Source organism: Actinokineospora auranticolor (assembly GCF_002934265.1).
GTDB classification, from domain to species: domain Bacteria; phylum Actinomycetota; class Actinomycetes; order Mycobacteriales; family Pseudonocardiaceae; genus Actinokineospora; species Actinokineospora auranticolor.
The window spans coordinates 132,704-148,557 of sequence record NZ_PTIX01000017.1 but is presented as its reverse complement, the minus strand read 5'-3'; the positions used below and the strand labels follow the sequence as shown (position 1 = coordinate 148,557).

Below are 15,854 nucleotides of genomic sequence, written 5' to 3'. Positions count from 1 at the left end.
CTAGTGACTTCCGACCAGCAGCACCGCACGGCCGACACGCCCATCGCCATCGTCGGCGTGTCCGGTCTGTTCCCGATGGCCAGCGACCACCGGGTCTTCTGGCAGAACGTCGTGGACGCCGCCGACTGCACCGAGGACGTGCCCGCCTCGCGGTGGCGGGTCGAGGACTACTACGACCCCGACCCCACCGTGCCGGACAAGACCTACTGCACCCGCGGCGGGTTCGTGCCGGACGTGGCGTTCAGCCCGCTGGAGTGGGGCCTGCCGCCCAACCAGCTGGAAGTCACCACCGTCGTGCAGATGCTGAGCCTCGGCGTGGCGCGGGACCTGCTGCGCGACGCGGGCGCGGTCGGCTCGGACTGGTACGACCCGTCCCGCACCGGCGTGGTGCTCGGCGTCGCGGGTCCGACCACGCTGTCGCACCCGCTGGCGGCGCGGCTGTCCACCCCGGTGCTGCGCGAGGTCGTGCGCGCGTGCGGTCTGTCCGAACAGGACGCTGAGCAGATCGCCGCGCGCTACGCCGAGGCGTTCCCGCCGTGGGAGGAGAACTCCTTCCCCGGCCTGCTGGGCAACGTGATCGCGGGGCGGGTGGCGAACCGGCTCGACCTGGGCGGGATGAACTGCACGGTCGACGCGGCCTGCGCGTCGTCGCTTTCCGCGGTGCACATCGCGATCGGCGAGCTGGTCTCCGGCCGCGCGGACATGATGATCACCGGCGGCGCCGACACGGAGAACTCCGTGTTCGGCTTCATGTGCTTCTCCAAGACCCAGGCGCTGTCCAAGTCCGGCCGGATCAAGCCGTTCGACGACTCCGCCGACGGCACGCTGGTCGGCGAGGGCATCGGCATGCTGGCGCTCAAGCGCCTCGCCGACGCCGAGCGCGACGGCGACCGGGTGTACGCGGTGATCCGCGGCGTCGGGTCCTCGAGCGACGGTCGGTTCAAGAGCATCTACGCGCCGCGCGCGGAGGGCCAGGTCGTGGCGCTGCGCCGCGCGTACGCCGACGCGGACTGCGCCCCGGACTCCATCGGCCTGTTCGAGGCGCACGCCACCGGCACCCGCGTCGGCGACAAGACCGAGCTGACCGCGCTCAACGACCTGCTGCGGTCGGTGACCGACGAGCGGCACTTCGCCGCGATCGGCAGCGTGAAGTCGCAGATCGGCCACACCAAGGGCGCGGCGGGCGCGGCGAGCCTGATCAAGCTGGCCATGGGCCTCTACCACAAGACGCTGCCGCCGACGATCAACGTCAGCAAGCCGAACACCACGATCGACTTCGACAGCGCGGCCTTCTACCTCAACACCCGCACCCGCCCGTGGATCACCGACCCGCGCCGCCCGGTCCGCCGCGCGGCGGCGTCGGCGATGGGCTTCGGCGGCACCAACTTCCACGTGGTGCTGGAAGAGGCCACCGGTGACCGCTCGGTGACCCGGACCCTGCACGAGACCGCCCGGGCCTGGCTGTGGCACGCGCCGACGCGCGAGGAACTGCTGGCGCTGCTGAAGTCCGGCGCCGCTGCGGCATCCGGCCCGATCCCGGCCGACCACGCGCGGATCGGGTTCGCGGGGTCGCTGGAGGAGCTGCTCCCGGTCGCCGTGGCGCAGCTGTCGTCCTCGGCCGCCGAGCAGTGGACGCACCCGTCCGGTGTGTACTACCGGCGGCGGGCGCTGCCGGTGGTCAAGGTGGGCGCGCTGTTCGCGGGCCAGGGCAGCCAGTACGTCGACATGGGACTGTCGGCGGTGCTGAACAACCCCTTGCTGGGCGGTGCTTTCGACGAGGCCAACGCGGTCTTCGAGTCCGGCCAGCTGCTGTCCGAGGTCGTCTACCCGGCGGCCTCCTTCGACGGCACCACCGACGCCGACCGCGAGTTGGCGCTGCGCCGCACCGAGTACGCGCAGCCCGCCATCGGCGCGCTGTCCGCGGGGCAGTTCCGGTTCCTGGCCGAGTTGGGGCTGGAGTGCGCGGGCTTCCTCGGGCACAGCTTCGGCGAGCTGACCGCGCTGTGGGCGGCGGGCTCGCTGGCCGACGCCGACTTCTTCCGCCTCGCCCGGGCCCGCGGCCTGGCGATGGCGCCGCCGTCGGCCGACTTCGACGCGGGCGCGATGGTCGCCGTCGACGCGACCCGGGAGGCGGTCGAGGAGATCCTCGCCGACCACCCCGAGGTGTCGGTGTGCAACCACAACGCGCCGGACCAGGTCGTTGTGGGCGGCGCGACGATCGCCGTGGCCGACTTCGTCGCCGCGTGCAAGACCCGCGGTGTGACGGCGAAGGTCCTGCCGGTCGCGGCGGCGTTCCACACCTCGCACGTCGGCCACGCCGTGGAGGTGTTCCGGGCCGATCTGTCCGATGTGGACTTGACGGTCCCGTCCGGCCCGGTCTACGCCAACACCGCGGGCGCCTCCTACGGCGAGTCGGTGGAGCAGAACCGGGCGGTCCTCGCGGAGCAGCTGCGCAACCCGGTCGAGTTCGTGGCAGGCCTGCGGGCCCTGGAGGCCGACGGCTGCACCGTCCTGGTCGAGTTCGGCCCCCGGCGGGTGCTGACCGACCTGGCGACCCGGACCCTGGGGTCGGACGTGGTGACCATCGCCGTCGACCAGGGCAGGAAGGTCGACAGCGACCTGTCGCTCAAGCGCGCGGCGGTCCAGCTGGCGGTGGTGGGCGCGCCCGTCACCGACATCAACCGCCACGACGCGGCGCCGCTGGAGGTGGTGGCGCCCAAGGGGATGACGGTCACCCTCACCGGCCGCGACTACGTCCCCGACAGCCGCCACACCGCCTACGCCACCGCCCTCGACGGCTCGTACCAGGTCGTGACCCACGCGGAGCCCACCTCGAACGGCGCCGCCCCCACCTTCACCGCGCCGCTCCCCGCCGCCCCTTCGGCTCCCGCGCACGCGTCCCGATCCGCCGCCGAGCCGCTTCCCGCTGCCTCCGCTTCGGTTCCCGCCCACTCCGCGTCCGCTCTCTCCGCGTCGCTCCCCGCCGCTGCGACGGCTTCGGTTCCCGCCTACGCCGCGTCCGCTGCTGCCGCCGCTCCCACGTCCCCCGCGGCCACCGCGCCGTTCACGCCGGTGCCCGCTTCGTCGAACGGCGCCGCCGCGGCACCGGTCGCCGCCCCGGCCTCGGCGGTCGCCGTGGCCACCGAGACGGCCGTCGTCCCGGTGCCCGACCCGCTCCCCGCCGCGAACGCCTACCACCCGGTCGTGACCGGCTTCGGTGAGGTCGCGGCCCGCCACCTGGACCTGCACACCCGCTACGTCGAGGGCCAGCTCCGGGTCGCCGACGGCCTGGTCTCCGCGCTGCGCACCACCCCGGACCCGAGCCCCGGCCTGCACTCCGCCGTGGACGCGATCACCGACCAGAGCGTCGCGATCGGCGCCGCGCACATCCGGGTCAACGAGATCCTGGCCGCCTTGACCGAACTGGAGTTCTCCCCGAGCCGCGTCGCCCAGCCGGACCCGTCGCTCGCCCAGTTCCCCCCGGTCGCCCTCACCACCCCCACGCCCCCCGCTGCCCCGGCTGTCCCCGCCCCGGCCGCGTCCGCTTCCCCGGCCGTCCCGGCCCCGGAACTCCCCTCACCCGCCCCGGAACCCCGCCATGCAGAACCGGCCGCCTCGACTCCTCCCGCGTTCGAGCAGCCCCCACCCCCGCCCGCCCCGGCTGCCCCCCAACCAGCCACCTCCCGGGCGCAAGCACCCGAACTCCAGTCGGCCCTCCTCGCCATCGTGGCCGACAAGACCGGCTACCCGTCGGACATGGTTGACCTGACCATGGACCTGGAGGCCGACCTCGGCGTCGACTCCATCAAGCGCGTCCAGATCCTCGGTGCCCTGGGCGAGCGTTTCCCCGAACTCCCGGCGGTCGGCCCGGAGCAGGTCGCGGAACTGCGGACCCTGGCCGACGTGGTCGCCCACCTCACCGCCGCCCCGTCCACCGCCACCCAGGCCCCGGACATCAGCGGCGCCCTTGTGGAGATCGTCGCCGACAAGACCGGCTACCCCCCGGACATGGTCGACCTGACCATGGACCTGGAAGCGGACCTGGGTGTCGACTCGATCAAGCGCGTGCAGATCCTCGGCGCCTTGGGCGAGCGTTTCCCCGAGCTCCCGGCGGTCGGCCCGGAGCAGGTCGCGGAACTCCGCACCCTCGCCGACGTCATCACCTACCTCTCCGCAGGCGCACCCACCGGCGCCCCGGCTCCGGACATCAGCGCGGCCCTGGTCGGCATCGTGGCCGACAAGACCGGTTATCCGGTGGAGATGGTCGATCTGACCATGGACCTGGAAGCCGACCTGGGTGTCGACTCGATCAAGCGGGTGCAGATCCTCGGCACTCTCGGCGAGCGCTTCCCGTCGCTGCCCGCGGTGGGCCCGGAGCAGGTGGCGGAACTCCGCACCCTGGCCGACGTCATCGCGCACCTCACCGCTGGAGCGCCCGCCGCCACATCGGCTCCGGACGTCAAGTCGGCCCTGGTGGACATCGTGTCGGAGAAGACCGGTTATCCGGTGGAGATGGTCGATCTGACCATGGACCTGGAAGCCGATCTCGGTGTCGACTCGATCAAGCGCGTGCAGATCCTCGGCGCCTTGGGCGAGCGTTTCCCCGAACTCCCGGCGGTCGGCCCGGAGCAGGTCGCCGAACTGCGCACCCTCGCCGATGTCATCGCGCACCTCGGCGCCGGGCAGGCATCGGACGTCAAGCAGGCGCACCACACCTCGGCGGCGCCCGTGGCCGCACCGGCCCCGGACATCAAGTCGGCCCTGCTCGACATCGTCGCGGAGAAGACCGGCTACCCCGTCGAGATGATCGACCTCACCATGGACCTCGAAGCCGACCTCGGCGTCGACTCCATCAAGCGGGTCCAGATCCTCGGCACCCTCGGCGAGCGCTTCCCGTCGCTGCCCGCCGTCGGCCCCGAGCAGGTCGCCGAGCTCCGCACCCTCGCCGACGTCATCGGCTACTTCGGCGCCGAGGACGACCCCGAGGACGACCCCACCGCGCGCCGGGCGCACCTCGAACTCGTCCGCATCCCCCCGGTCGACGAGGCCGCGGGCGGCTACGCCGAGAACCCCGTCGCCGTCGTCAGCGCGGCCCCGCGGCACGCGGAGGCGTTGCGGGAACGCGGGTGGACGGTCGTCGGACCCGAGGAAGCGTCCACAGTGGACCAGATCGACCTCTGCCTGGTCGGCCTGCCCACCGACGCCACCTGGGCGGGCAACGTCGAGCTGCTCACCAGCCACCTCCTGCTCGCCAAGGACGTCGTCCCCGCGCTCCGGCGGACGATCGACCGCGGCACCCGCGCCGCCTTCGTCTCCGTGACCGCCCTCGACGGTGCGCTCGGCCACGAGGGCGCCGCCGCCCCGGCCGACGCGCTCGCCGGTGGGATCGCCGGGTTGGTCAAGACCCTGCGGCACGAGGTGCCCGGGCTGTTCTGCCGGGCCGTCGACACCAAGCTCGACGACCCCGAACTGGTCTGGCGGGAGATCAACGACGCCGCGGCCGAACCCGTCGAGGTCGGCATCGACAGCCTCGGCAACCGCTGGACCGCGGTGTTCAGCGAGCGGCCGGAGGGGCCCGCCGAACCGACCCTCGCGGACGACGACGTCATCGTCGTCACCGGTGGCGCCCGGGGCGTCACGGCCGCGTGCGTCCAGGCCCTGGCCACCCGGGGGCGCGGCGAGTTCGTCCTCCTCGGCCGCACCGCGCTGACCGAGCTCCCCGACTGGGCGCACGCCGACGACCTCAAGCCCCGGCTCATCGAGCAGATGCGCGCCGCGGGCCCGGTGACCCCCAAGGACGTCGACCGCCGCTACCACGAACTCCTGGCCCAGCGCGAGATCCACCAGACGCTGGCCGCGGTCGCGGAGCACGGTGTCCAGGTCCGCTACCTCGCCGTCGACATCACCGACGCCGACGCGGTCCGCGAAGCCCTCGACGGCATCCGGCCCACCGGGCTGGTGCACGGCGCGGGCGCGCTCGCCGACGCGGTGATCACCGACAAGACCCCCGAGCACCTGGCCAAGGTCCTGGGCCCCAAGCTCACCGGCCTGCGCGCGGTCCTCGACGCCGTCGACGAGTCCCGGCTGCGGCACATCGTCCTGTTCGCCTCCGTCGCGGGCGTCTACGGCAACACCGGCCAGGCCGACTACGCCGTCGCCAACGAGGCGCTCGGCAGGCTCGCCGCCACCTGGAAGCGGTCGGCCCCGCACCGCAGGGTCACCGCGATCAACTGGGGCGCCTGGGACGGCGGCATGGTGACGCCGGAGCTGTCCGAGCTGTTCAAGGCGCGCGGCATCCCGCTGCTGCCGGTCGCGACCGGGTCGGCCATGTTCGCCGAGCAGTTCGCCGACTCGCACCTGGGCGACATCGAGGTGCTCGTCGGCCCGGCCGCGCCGCTGGCCGAGACCGCCGCGCCGCGCCCGACCGCGCCGCTGCGCGCCCGCCGCGACGTGCGGGCCGTGGGCGGCGACCCGGTGATCGACGCGCACCGGATCGGCACGCACCCGGTGCTGCCCGCGTCCGCCGCGCTCGGCTGGATCGCCGGGGCGCTGGAGCGGGCCAACCCGGGCCTGCGGGTCGTCGAGGTGCGCGGCTTCGAGGTGCAGCGCGGCCTGGTGTTCGACGGTTCGCTGGCCCCCGAGTACTGGCTGGAGGCCACGGCGGGCGTCGTGGACGGCGACCGGCTGCTGGTCAACGCGTCGGTGGTGAGCGGCCAGCGGTCGCACTACCGCGGCACGTTCGTCCTGTCCGCCACGGTGGCCACGGCGCCGCGCGGCCGGGCCTACGAGGTCGGCGGCGGCACCCCGACGACGGCCTACGAGGACGCGGACCTCTTCCACGGCCCGCTGCTGCAAGGCGTGCGGCGCGTGCTGGAGCACGACCCGCGCCGCTTGGTCGCCGAGTGCGCCTTGGCGGACGAACCGGTCGGCTTCGGCGCGTACCGGTCGGCGCTGCACAGCCCGGTGCTCGGTGACGTGGTGCTCCAGGCCGCCGCCGTGCTGGGCGTCTGGTTCCTGGACGCGGGCTGCCTGCCGCTGTCGCTGGGCCGCTGGGAGTTCTTCGCCCCGCTGCCCGACACCACCCCGTTCATCGCGGTGGTCGACAACCTCCGCGACACCCAGATGACCGTGACCGTCGACGTGTCCATCCAGAGCCCGGACGGCCAACTCCTCCAGCGCGTGACCGACGTGTCCGTCGTGACGACCCCCGACATGCGCGACAAGTTCACCGAGGCCGTCACCCGCCGCACCACCCCGGAGCCCCGATGACCACCTTGACCTTCGACGGCACCCCCTTCGACTTCCTCCCCGGCGCCGCCACCACTTCCCCGACCACCACTTCCCCGACCACCAGTTCCCCGACCGACACCACGCCGACCGGCTCCGCCGTGACGATCCCCGCCTCGGCCACCCCGACCGGCTCAGCCGCGATGGCCTCCGCCCCGGCCGGCCCGACTGGTTCCGCCACGACGGTCTCCGCCGCGGCCACCCCGACCGCCGCGTCGCCGACCGGCTCCGCCCCGGCGACCGCGTGGACCACCGGCTATCCCCAGCCCACGGCCGCCCCCGCCGGGAAATCCCCCGATCCGGTGACGCCGTCGCCCGCCTCGCGGCCCCACACCCCGGCCCCCGCACCAGCGATTTCCCACGAAATCACCCCCCGGGCCTGGGGGACCCCCGAAATCAACGCTACTCCGGGGGACCGACAGAACCCGGGGTTCGACGACGAGGCCTGTGGACAACTCCGGCCCGCGCCCGGGGACCACGCCGCCCAGGTCGTGGCACGGCTGCGGGAAAGCCTGGTGGCCGCGCACGCCTCCGCGCTGGCCGCGCAGGAGGCCATGCAGTACGCGCGACTGGCCGAGGTGACCCGGTCCGCCGGGCTCCCCGCCCGGTACGCCGCGCCCCAGATCGACTCGCGGTCCAACGGGTCGGGCCCGCACGCCCAGCACGGCACGGCTCGGATCGCTTCCCCGCCCGCCGCGGACCAGCAGACCGCGCTCCCGGCCGCGGTCGTGCCCACCCCGATCCAGGGCCCCGCACGGCACTTCGTCGTCACGATCCAGCCCGACGCCGTCGTCGCCACCGAGATCACCGCCCCCGGCGAGCGCCGCTACCCCGAACCGGCCACCACCGAAGGCGCGTTCAAGGCCCTGGCCCGCACCACCGCCTCCGCCCTCACCCGCCAGGACCTCGACCACCTCCGCGCGGGTGCCATCGCCACCGTCTTCGGCCGCCCCTACGACCAGCAGGGCCTCAACCCCGAGATCCGCCTGCACACCCCCACCCACGGCGCCCTGACCCAGGTCACCCACACCACCCGCCGCGCGGGCGAGTGGAACCACGGGACGCTGCACGCCACCGCGCACCTCACCGACTTCACCGTCACCGCCGTCACCGAGGTCGCGCTGCAAGCCGCGCAGGTCATCGCGCTCAACCTGGGCCTGCACCTGTGCCTGCCCGACGCCGAGTTCACCGCCCAGGGCGCCGAGGTCGAACTGGCCGCCCCGGTCACCGGCGACGTCGACGTCGCCCTCGCACTGTCCGATCTGGACATGATCCCGCGCCCCCGCCTCACCGCCGAGGTCACCCTGCACGCCAACGGGATCACCGTCGCCAAGGTGCACGGCCTCAAGCTCGAGGTCCGCGAACGCCCCGGCGTGCCCATCGGGCCCGAGCAGGGCGGCGCCATCCCGCGCGACTTCGGCAGGCGCAACGCCGACGGGAAACCCGCGCTGCTCAACGAGTTCCACATGATCCACAGCTCGCGCGGCGACCTGGCCATCACCCTCGGCCCCGAGTTCGCGCGCACCGCGGGCCGCCGCGCCACCCGCATGCCCAGCGGCGGGCTCCGGCTCTGCGACCGGGTCATGCACGTCGACGGCGAGCGCCACAAGCTCGCCCGGGCCGCGGGTGACACCGAGTACGACTCGCCCGCCGACTCGTGGTACTACGCCGAGACCGCGAACGCCTCCATGCCCAACGTCATCTACATGGAGACCTCGCTGCAGTCCGCGCTGCTGCTCGGCTACTACCTCGGTGCCACCCTCACCGACCCCAACGACGACTTCAGCCTCCGCAACCTCGACGGCTCCGCCACCGTCCTGCGCGAGGTCGACCTGCGGGACAAGACCATCCAGCAGCACTCCGAGCTGACCAACACCAGCGTCCTCAGTGGAGCGGTGCTGCAGAGCTTCACCTACGAGCTGTCCGTCGACGGCGAGCCGTTCTACCGCGGCGAGTCCCTGTTCGGGTTCTTCAACGAGCGGGCGCTGGCCAACCAGACCGGCCTCGACGGCGGCGCGTACGTGCCCACCTGGTTGGAGCGCCAGGCCTCCGCTCCCCGGGTGCGCACCATCGCGGTGGGGCGGCGCGGGACCGACGGTCCCGCCCGCTCCACCGCGCACCTGCACCTGATCGACGAGGTCCAGGTCGTCGACGGCGGCGGCGACCACGGCCTCGGCTACCTGCGCGCGGTCAAGCCGATCCGCGAGACCGACTGGTTCTTCCGCCGCCACTTCCACCTCGACCCCGTGATGCCCGGCTCGCTCGGCGTCGAGGCGGTCATCCAGGCCATGCAGGAGTGGCTGGTCGACGCGGGCCTGGCCGACGGGCTCGTCGCGCCGGAGTTCGTCCTCCCGGCCGGTCTGCCGCTGTCCTGGCGCTACCGCGGCCAGATCCTGGCCACCGACGGGGAGATGACCCTCGAGGTGCACCTCAAGCGGGTCGAGCGCGGCGACCAGCGGGTCCGCGTCGTCGCCGACGCGAGCGTGTGGAAGCCCGGCATGCGCATCTACCAACTCGACGACGTCGCCGTGGAGTGCCGCGGCGTGGGGGCGAAATGACCGCGCTGACCCAACCCCTGGCCCGCACCGCCGCCGAGGTCTACTCGGTGCTCGCCGACCTGGAACGGCCCTGCTTCGTCGTGGCGCAGGGCGGGGTGGGCGCGACCAACGACGAGCGCGTCGCCCGCTCGTCCGGCACGGTCCTGGCCGCGGTCCCCCCGATGACCCCGGAACGCCTGGGCGCGCCGGACTTCACCCGCGACCACGGCGTCCGCCTGGCCTACATGGCGGGCGCCATGGCCAACGGCATCGCGTCCCCCCGGCTCGTCGCCGCCATGGCCCGCGCGGGCTACCTCGCCTCCTACGGCGCCGCCTCCACGGTCCCCGGACGCGTCGCCGAGGCCCTCCAGGAGATCGCCCGGGAAGCCCCGGGCGCGCCCTTCTCCTGCAACCTCATCCACAGCCCCAGCGAACTCGCCATGGAGCGCTCCACGGTGGACCTGTGCCTCGAGCACAAGGTCCGCTGCGTCGAGGCGTCGGCGTTCCTCGACCTGACACCGCAGATCGTCCGGTACCGGGCCAGCGGCCTGTCCCGCGAGCGCGGCGTCGAGAACCGGGTCATCGCCAAGGTTTCCCGCGCCGAGGTCGCCGAGCGCTTCATCCGCCCCGCCCCCGACTCCATCCTGCGCGGCCTGGTCGAGGCGGGTGACATCACGCACGAGCAGGCCGAGCTGGCCCGGTCCGTGCCGGTCGCCGACGACATCACGGCCGAGGCGGACTCCGGTGGTCACACCGACCGCCGCCCGCTCCCGGTCCTGCTGCCCGAACTCCTGCGCCTGCGCGACTCCCTCCAGTCCGCGCTCGGCTACGCCAAGCAGGTCCGCGTCGGCGCCGCGGGCGGCATCGGCACCCCGTCCGCCGCCTTCGCCGCGTTCGCGATGGGCGCCGCCTACGTGGTCACCGGCTCGGTCAACCAGTCCACCGTGGAGTCCGGCCAGTCGCCCGCGGTCAAGCGCCTGCTGGCCACCGCGGACGTCACCGACTGCGAGATGGCGCCGTCGTCGGACATGTTCGAGCTCGGCGTCGACGTGCAGGTCCTCAAGCGCGGCACGATGTTCGTCGGGCGCGCCAAGAAGCTGTTCGACCTCTACCGCCGCCACGACGGCATCGACTCGATCCCGCCCCGGGACCGGGCCGAGCTGGAGCAGAAGGTCTTCCGCCGCCCGCTGGAGGACGTCTGGGCCGACACGGTCGAGTACTTCAGCGCCCGTGACCCCGAGCAGGTCGCGCGCGCCGAGGGCAACGAGAAGCGCCGCATGGCGCTCATCTTCCGCTGGTACCTGGGCCTCTCCTCCCGGTGGAGCATGTCCGGCGACCCCGAGCGCGCCGCCGACTACCAGGTCTGGTGCGGGCCCGCCATGGGCGCGTTCAACTCCTGGGCCGCCGGGACGTTCCTGGCGCCGGTCGAGAACCGCGCGGTCGCCGACGTGGCCGCGCAGCTCATGCGCGGCGCCGCGTTCGCCGCCCGGGTCTCGGCGCTGACCGGCGCGGGCGTCCGGCTGCCCGCCGCGTGCACGACCTACCGCCCGGCTCCCTGAGGAGGACACGGTGACCGAACCCCGAGGATCGGTGTGGCTGCTCTGCCCGGGCTGCCGCGAGATGGTCTACGGCAGGCGCTTCGCCCGCGCGGCCAAGGTCTGCCCGCACTGCGGCCACCACGCCGTGCTCAACGCCCCCGAACGGCTCTCGCACCTGCTCGACGAGGGCTCGCTGCGGCTGCTCGACCTCGCGGTCGGTGACCACGACCCGCTGCGGTTCGTCGACTCCGTCGCCTACCCCGAGCGGCTGCGCACGGCCCGCTCCGCCACCGGTCTCGACGAGGCCGTGGTCTGCGCGCGCGGCACGATCGGCGGGCACGCGGTCATCGCCGCCGTCATGGACTTCCGCTTCCTGGGCGGCAGCCTGGGCGCGGCCGTCGGCGAGGCGATCACCCAGGCCGCCGAGACCGCGCTGCGCGAGCGCACACCGCTGCTGCTGGTCACCGCGTCCGGCGGGGCGCGGATGCAGGAGGGCGTCATCTCCCTCATGCAGATGGCCAAGACCAGCCAGGCGCTCGGCCAGCTCGACGAGGCGGGCATCCTCACGCTGACCCTGGTCACCGACCCGACCTTCGGCGGTGTCGCCGCGTCCTTCGCCACGCTCAGCGACGTCATCATCGCCGAACCCGGTGCGCGCCTCGGCTTCGCGGGCCCTCGGGTCATCGAGCAGACGATCCGGCAGAAGTTGCCCGAGGGCCTGCAGACTGCGGAGTTCCTGTTGGAGCACGGCATCGTCGACGTCATCCGGACCCGCGACCAGCTCCGCCCAACCATCGCCCGGATCCTCGCGGTCGCGTCTCGGCGCGGTGAGGCGAGTCCGGGCGAGGCCGGTCCCGAGCTGATCACCGATCCGGCCCACCTGCCGGAGCGGCACCCGTGGGAGGTCGTGCGGCTGGCCAGGACCCTCGGACGACCGACCACTGTGGACTACATCAACCTGGTCACGCACGGCTTCGTCGAACTCCACGGCGACCGGCGCGCGGCCGACTGCAAGGCGATCGTCGGCGGACTCGCCTACCTCGACGACATCCCCGTCGTCGTGGTCGGCACGCAGAAGGGCCGCACCGCCGCCGAACTGGCCGAGCGCAACTACGGCATGCCCAGCCCCGCCGGGTACCGGAAGGCCGCGCGGCTCATGCGGATCGCGGCCAAGCTCGGGCTGCCGCTGGTGACGTTCATCGACACGGCGGGCGCGTACCCGGGTGTCGACGCGGAAACCGACGGGCAGGCGGTCGCCATCGCGGAGAACCTGCGGCTCATGGCCGGTCTGCCGGTGCCGTCCGTCGCGGTGGTGACCGGTGAGGGCGGCAGCGGCGGCGCGCTCGCGCTGGCCGTCGCGAACCGGGTCCTGATGTGCGCCAACGCGATGTACTCGGTGATCACCCCGGAGGGCTGCGCGGCCATCCTGTGGAAGGACGCCGCCGCGGCGCCCAAGGCGGCGGAAGCGCTGCGGGTCGACGCGCGGTACCTGCTGGAGCAGGGCGTCGTCGACGGCGTGGTGCCCGAACCCGAGGGCGGCGCGCACACCGACCACGGGTTCGCCGCCGCCGCGATGCGCACCGCGCTGACCAGCACCCTGCGGGCGCTCATGCCGCTGGACGCGATGAACCTCGTCCCGCGCCGCCACGCCCGCTTCCGCCGGTTCGGCGTCACCGCCCCGGACCTGCTCGACCAGGACATCGCAGAGAGGGAGAGCGCCTGATGACCGCCATGGAGAGCGCCGTGGGCAGCCCGGAGCAGGTGTTGGACGCCGTGCGGGCCAACGCGCTCGCGCTGTGCGCGCAGTCGGCGCGGCCGGTGAGCTGGATCAAGGTGACCGCGGGCGAGGTCGGCGTCGAACTGTCCTTCGCGGACACCGTGGTCGCCGTCGCCCCGTCGATCGGCCCGGCCGAGGTGCCCGCCCCCGTGCTGGCGTTGGCACCGCGCGCGGCCGAGGTCGTCGCCGAGCCCGAGGTGGCGGTGCGGCACGTGTCGTCGCCGACCGTCGGCGTGTTCTACCGGTCGCCGGAGCCGGGCGCGGACCCGTTCGTCACCGAGGGCAGCGTGGTCGCGCCCGGGCAGCAGATCGGCATCGTCGAGGCGATGAAGCTGATGATCCCCGTCGAGGCGGACGGCGCCGGGCGCGTGGTGGAGCTGCTGGTCGCCGACGGGACCCCGGTCGAGTACGGCGAGGCGCTGCTGGCCTACACCCCGGAGACGGCCTGATGTTCGGCACCGTCCTCATCGCCAACCGCGGTGAGATCGCGCTCCGGGTCGCCCGCACCTGCCGCGAACTGGGCATCCGCACGGTCGCGGTCTACTCGACGGCCGACCGCGACTCGGCCGTGGTCCGGTTCGCCGACGAGTCCGTCCACATCGGACCGCCGCCGTCGCGGGGCAGCTACCTGCACATCCCGGCGGTGATCGAGGCGGCCAAGCGGACCGGTGCCGAGGCGATCCACCCCGGCTACGGGTTCCTGTCGGAGAACCCGGACTTCGCCGAGGTGTGCGAGGACGAGGGCATCGTGTTCATCGGCCCGCCCGCCGCGGTGATGCAGAAGCTGGGCGACAAGGCCGTGGCCCGCTCGATGATGGTCCAGGCGGGGCTCCCGCTGCTGCCCGGCAGCACCGAGGCCATCGACACGGTCACCGAGGCGCAAGCGCTTGCGGACAGCATCGGCTACCCGGTCATCATCAAGGCCGCGGCGGGCGGCGGCGGCCGCGGCATGCGCATCGTGCGCGACGCCGCCGACTTCGCCCGCGCCTACCGCGACACCCGGCTCGACGCCCAGGCGGTGTTCGGCGACGGGCGGGTGTACGTCGAGCGGTACCTGGAGTCGGCCCGGCACGTGGAGATCCAGGTGCTGGCCGACCGGTACCGCAACGCCGTCCACCTGGGCGCCCGCGACTGCTCGGTGCAGCGCAGGCACCAGAAGCTGGTGGAGGAGTCGCCGCCGCCGGGCCTGCCGGACTCGCTGGTCGCCGAGATGGGCGCCGCCGCGGTCCGTGCGACCGTGGCTGCCGGGTACGTGGGTGCCGGGACGTTCGAGTTCCTCGTGGACACCGAGAACCGGTACTACTTCATGGAGGTCAACTGCCGCCTCCAGGTGGAGCACCCGGTGACCGAGATGGTGACCCGCCTGGACCTGGTGGCGGAGCAGCTGCGCGTGGCGGCCGGGCAGCCGCTGGGCTACGGGCAGGAGGACGTGGCGTGTGCCGGCCACTCGATCGAGTGCCGGATCAACGCCGAGGACCCGGCCCGCGGCTTCGCGCCCGCCCCCGCGACCGTGCGGTCCTTCGTCGCCCCGGGCGGCCCCTTCGTCCGCGTCGACACCCACCTGTTCGACGGCTACCGCATCCCGTCGGCCTACGACTCCCTCCTGGCCAAGGTCGTCGTCTGGGGCCCGGACCGCGCGGTCGCCCTGGCCCGCATGCGCGCCGCCCTGACCGAACTGCGCGTCGACGGCCCGGGCGCGGCGACCACCGCGGAGTTCCTGCACTCGGTGATGGACAACCCGGTGTTCCGGGAAGGCAAGCACGACACGTCGTTGGTGGGGGACATGCTGTTCGGAGGATCCCGGTGATCGAGGTAGCGGTCGCGTCCCGCTCGGTGGTGGCGGACGGGGTGGTGGCCCTGGACCTGGCGGGTATCAACCTGCCCGCCTGGGAGCCGGGCGCGCACATCGACGTCGAGGTCGGCGCGGGTGTGCTGCGGCAGTACTCGCTGTGCGGGGAGGTCGGGGCGGACCGGTACCGCATCGCCGTCCTCAACGCCCCCGCGGGCCGCGGCGGCTCCCGCTTCATGCACGCCCTGCGGGTCGGCGACATCGTGCGGATCAGCCCGCCCCGCAACAACTTCGCACTGGTACCCGCCGAGCGGCACCTGTTCATCGCGGGCGGCATCGGGATCACACCGTTGCTGCCGATGCTCGACCGCTGCGTCGACTGGCGGCTGGTGTACGGGGGTCGGTCCCTGGCGAGCATGGCCTTCGCCCGGGAACTGGTGGAGCGCTTCGGTGACCGGGTCGTGCTGTGGCCGCAGGACGAGCTCGGCTTGCTGGACTTGGACGTCGAACTGGGAAACCCCACACCCGACACCGCGGTTTACTGCTGTGGTCCCGAAGGACTGCTCGGCGCGGTCGAACAAGCCTGCGCCTCCTGGCCGACGGGCTCCCTGCGGGTGGAGCGGTTCGCGCCCCGGGAGGACTCGGGGGAGCGCTCGGGGTTTGAGGTGGAGGTCGCGTCGACCGGGCAGGTGTTGAGTGTGCCCGCTGACGTGAGCGTGCTGGAGGTCGTGGAGGAGAGCGGGATCCCGGTGGTGTCGTCGTGCGGCGAGGGCACGTGCGGCACCTGCGAGACGACGGTGCTGGACGGCGTGGTCGACCACCGGGACTCGGTGTTGTCGGCGGCGGAGCAGGAGTCCGGCAAGACGATGATGATCTGCGTGTCGCGCGGCCGGGGCAGGCTCGTCCTGGACCTGTGACCCGTGGGC

General features: G+C 73.4%; 8 protein-coding genes. 7 read left to right on the top strand and 1 reads right to left on the bottom strand.

Features of this window, described 5'->3' with window-relative positions; all coding sequences use genetic code 11:
• Positions 1–3: 3 nt before the first annotated feature.
• Positions 4–7,269, top strand: a complete 7,266-nt coding sequence (locus tag CLV40_RS26310; RefSeq protein WP_219824120.1) for a type I polyketide synthase — start codon at positions 4–6, stop codon at positions 7,267–7,269.
• Here CLV40_RS26310 and CLV40_RS26305 read toward each other — a convergent pair.
• Entirely contained in the window at positions 7,238–7,540 is a 303-nt protein-coding gene (locus CLV40_RS26305) for a hypothetical protein (RefSeq protein WP_104481658.1), read from the bottom strand. The two genes, CLV40_RS26310 and CLV40_RS26305, sit on opposite strands and share 32 nt — an antisense overlap.
• Before the next feature lie 238 nt (positions 7,541–7,778).
• Here CLV40_RS26305 and CLV40_RS40425 point away from each other — a divergent pair, with 238 nt between their 5' ends.
• The 6 genes from CLV40_RS40425 to CLV40_RS26275 are packed head-to-tail and all read left to right on the top strand — an operon-like array spanning position 7,779 to position 15,845.
• Positions 7,779–9,845, top strand: coding sequence for a beta-hydroxydecanoyl-ACP dehydratase (locus tag CLV40_RS40425; RefSeq protein ID WP_219824119.1), 2,067 nt, complete (start codon positions 7,779–7,781; stop codon positions 9,843–9,845).
• Positions 9,842–11,383: a PfaD family polyunsaturated fatty acid/polyketide biosynthesis protein gene (locus CLV40_RS26295; RefSeq protein ID WP_104481657.1), complete on the top strand. Its 1,542-nt coding sequence runs from the start codon at positions 9,842–9,844 to the stop codon at positions 11,381–11,383. The genes CLV40_RS40425 and CLV40_RS26295 overlap by 4 nt, the downstream gene beginning before the upstream one ends.
• A 10-nt stretch (positions 11,384–11,393) precedes the next feature.
• A complete protein-coding gene (accA, locus tag CLV40_RS26290; protein WP_104481656.1) occupies positions 11,394–13,085 on the top strand; it encodes an acetyl-CoA carboxylase carboxyl transferase subunit alpha in 1,692 nt (563 codons plus the stop codon).
• Complete coding sequence (locus CLV40_RS26285) at positions 13,085–13,588, top strand: acetyl-CoA carboxylase biotin carboxyl carrier protein (RefSeq protein WP_181043748.1); 504 nt, start codon at positions 13,085–13,087, stop codon at positions 13,586–13,588. The genes accA and CLV40_RS26285 overlap by 1 nt, the downstream gene beginning before the upstream one ends.
• The gene (gene accC, locus CLV40_RS26280) at positions 13,588–14,946 is read left to right on the top strand and encodes an acetyl-CoA carboxylase biotin carboxylase subunit (protein WP_104481655.1); all 1,359 of its coding nucleotides are present in this window, start codon (positions 13,588–13,590) and stop codon (positions 14,944–14,946) included. The genes CLV40_RS26285 and accC overlap by 1 nt, the downstream gene beginning before the upstream one ends.
• Entirely contained in the window at positions 14,937–15,845 is a 909-nt protein-coding gene (locus CLV40_RS26275) for a PDR/VanB family oxidoreductase (RefSeq protein WP_104481694.1), read from the top strand. The genes accC and CLV40_RS26275 overlap by 10 nt, the downstream gene beginning before the upstream one ends.
• The last annotated feature ends 9 nt before the right edge of the window (positions 15,846–15,854 follow it).

Excerpts from the sequence above, each read along its gene's own strand:
- CLV40_RS26295 (WP_104481657.1), top strand. The coding sequence starts at position 9,842 with ATGACCGCGCTGACCCAACCCCTGGCCCGCACCGCCGCCGAGGTCTAC.
- CLV40_RS26285 (WP_181043748.1), top strand. The coding sequence starts at position 13,085 with ATGACCGCCATGGAGAGCGCCGTGGGCAGCCCGGAGCAGGTGTTGGAC.
- accC (WP_104481655.1), top strand. The coding sequence starts at position 13,588 with ATGTTCGGCACCGTCCTCATCGCCAACCGCGGTGAGATCGCGCTCCGG.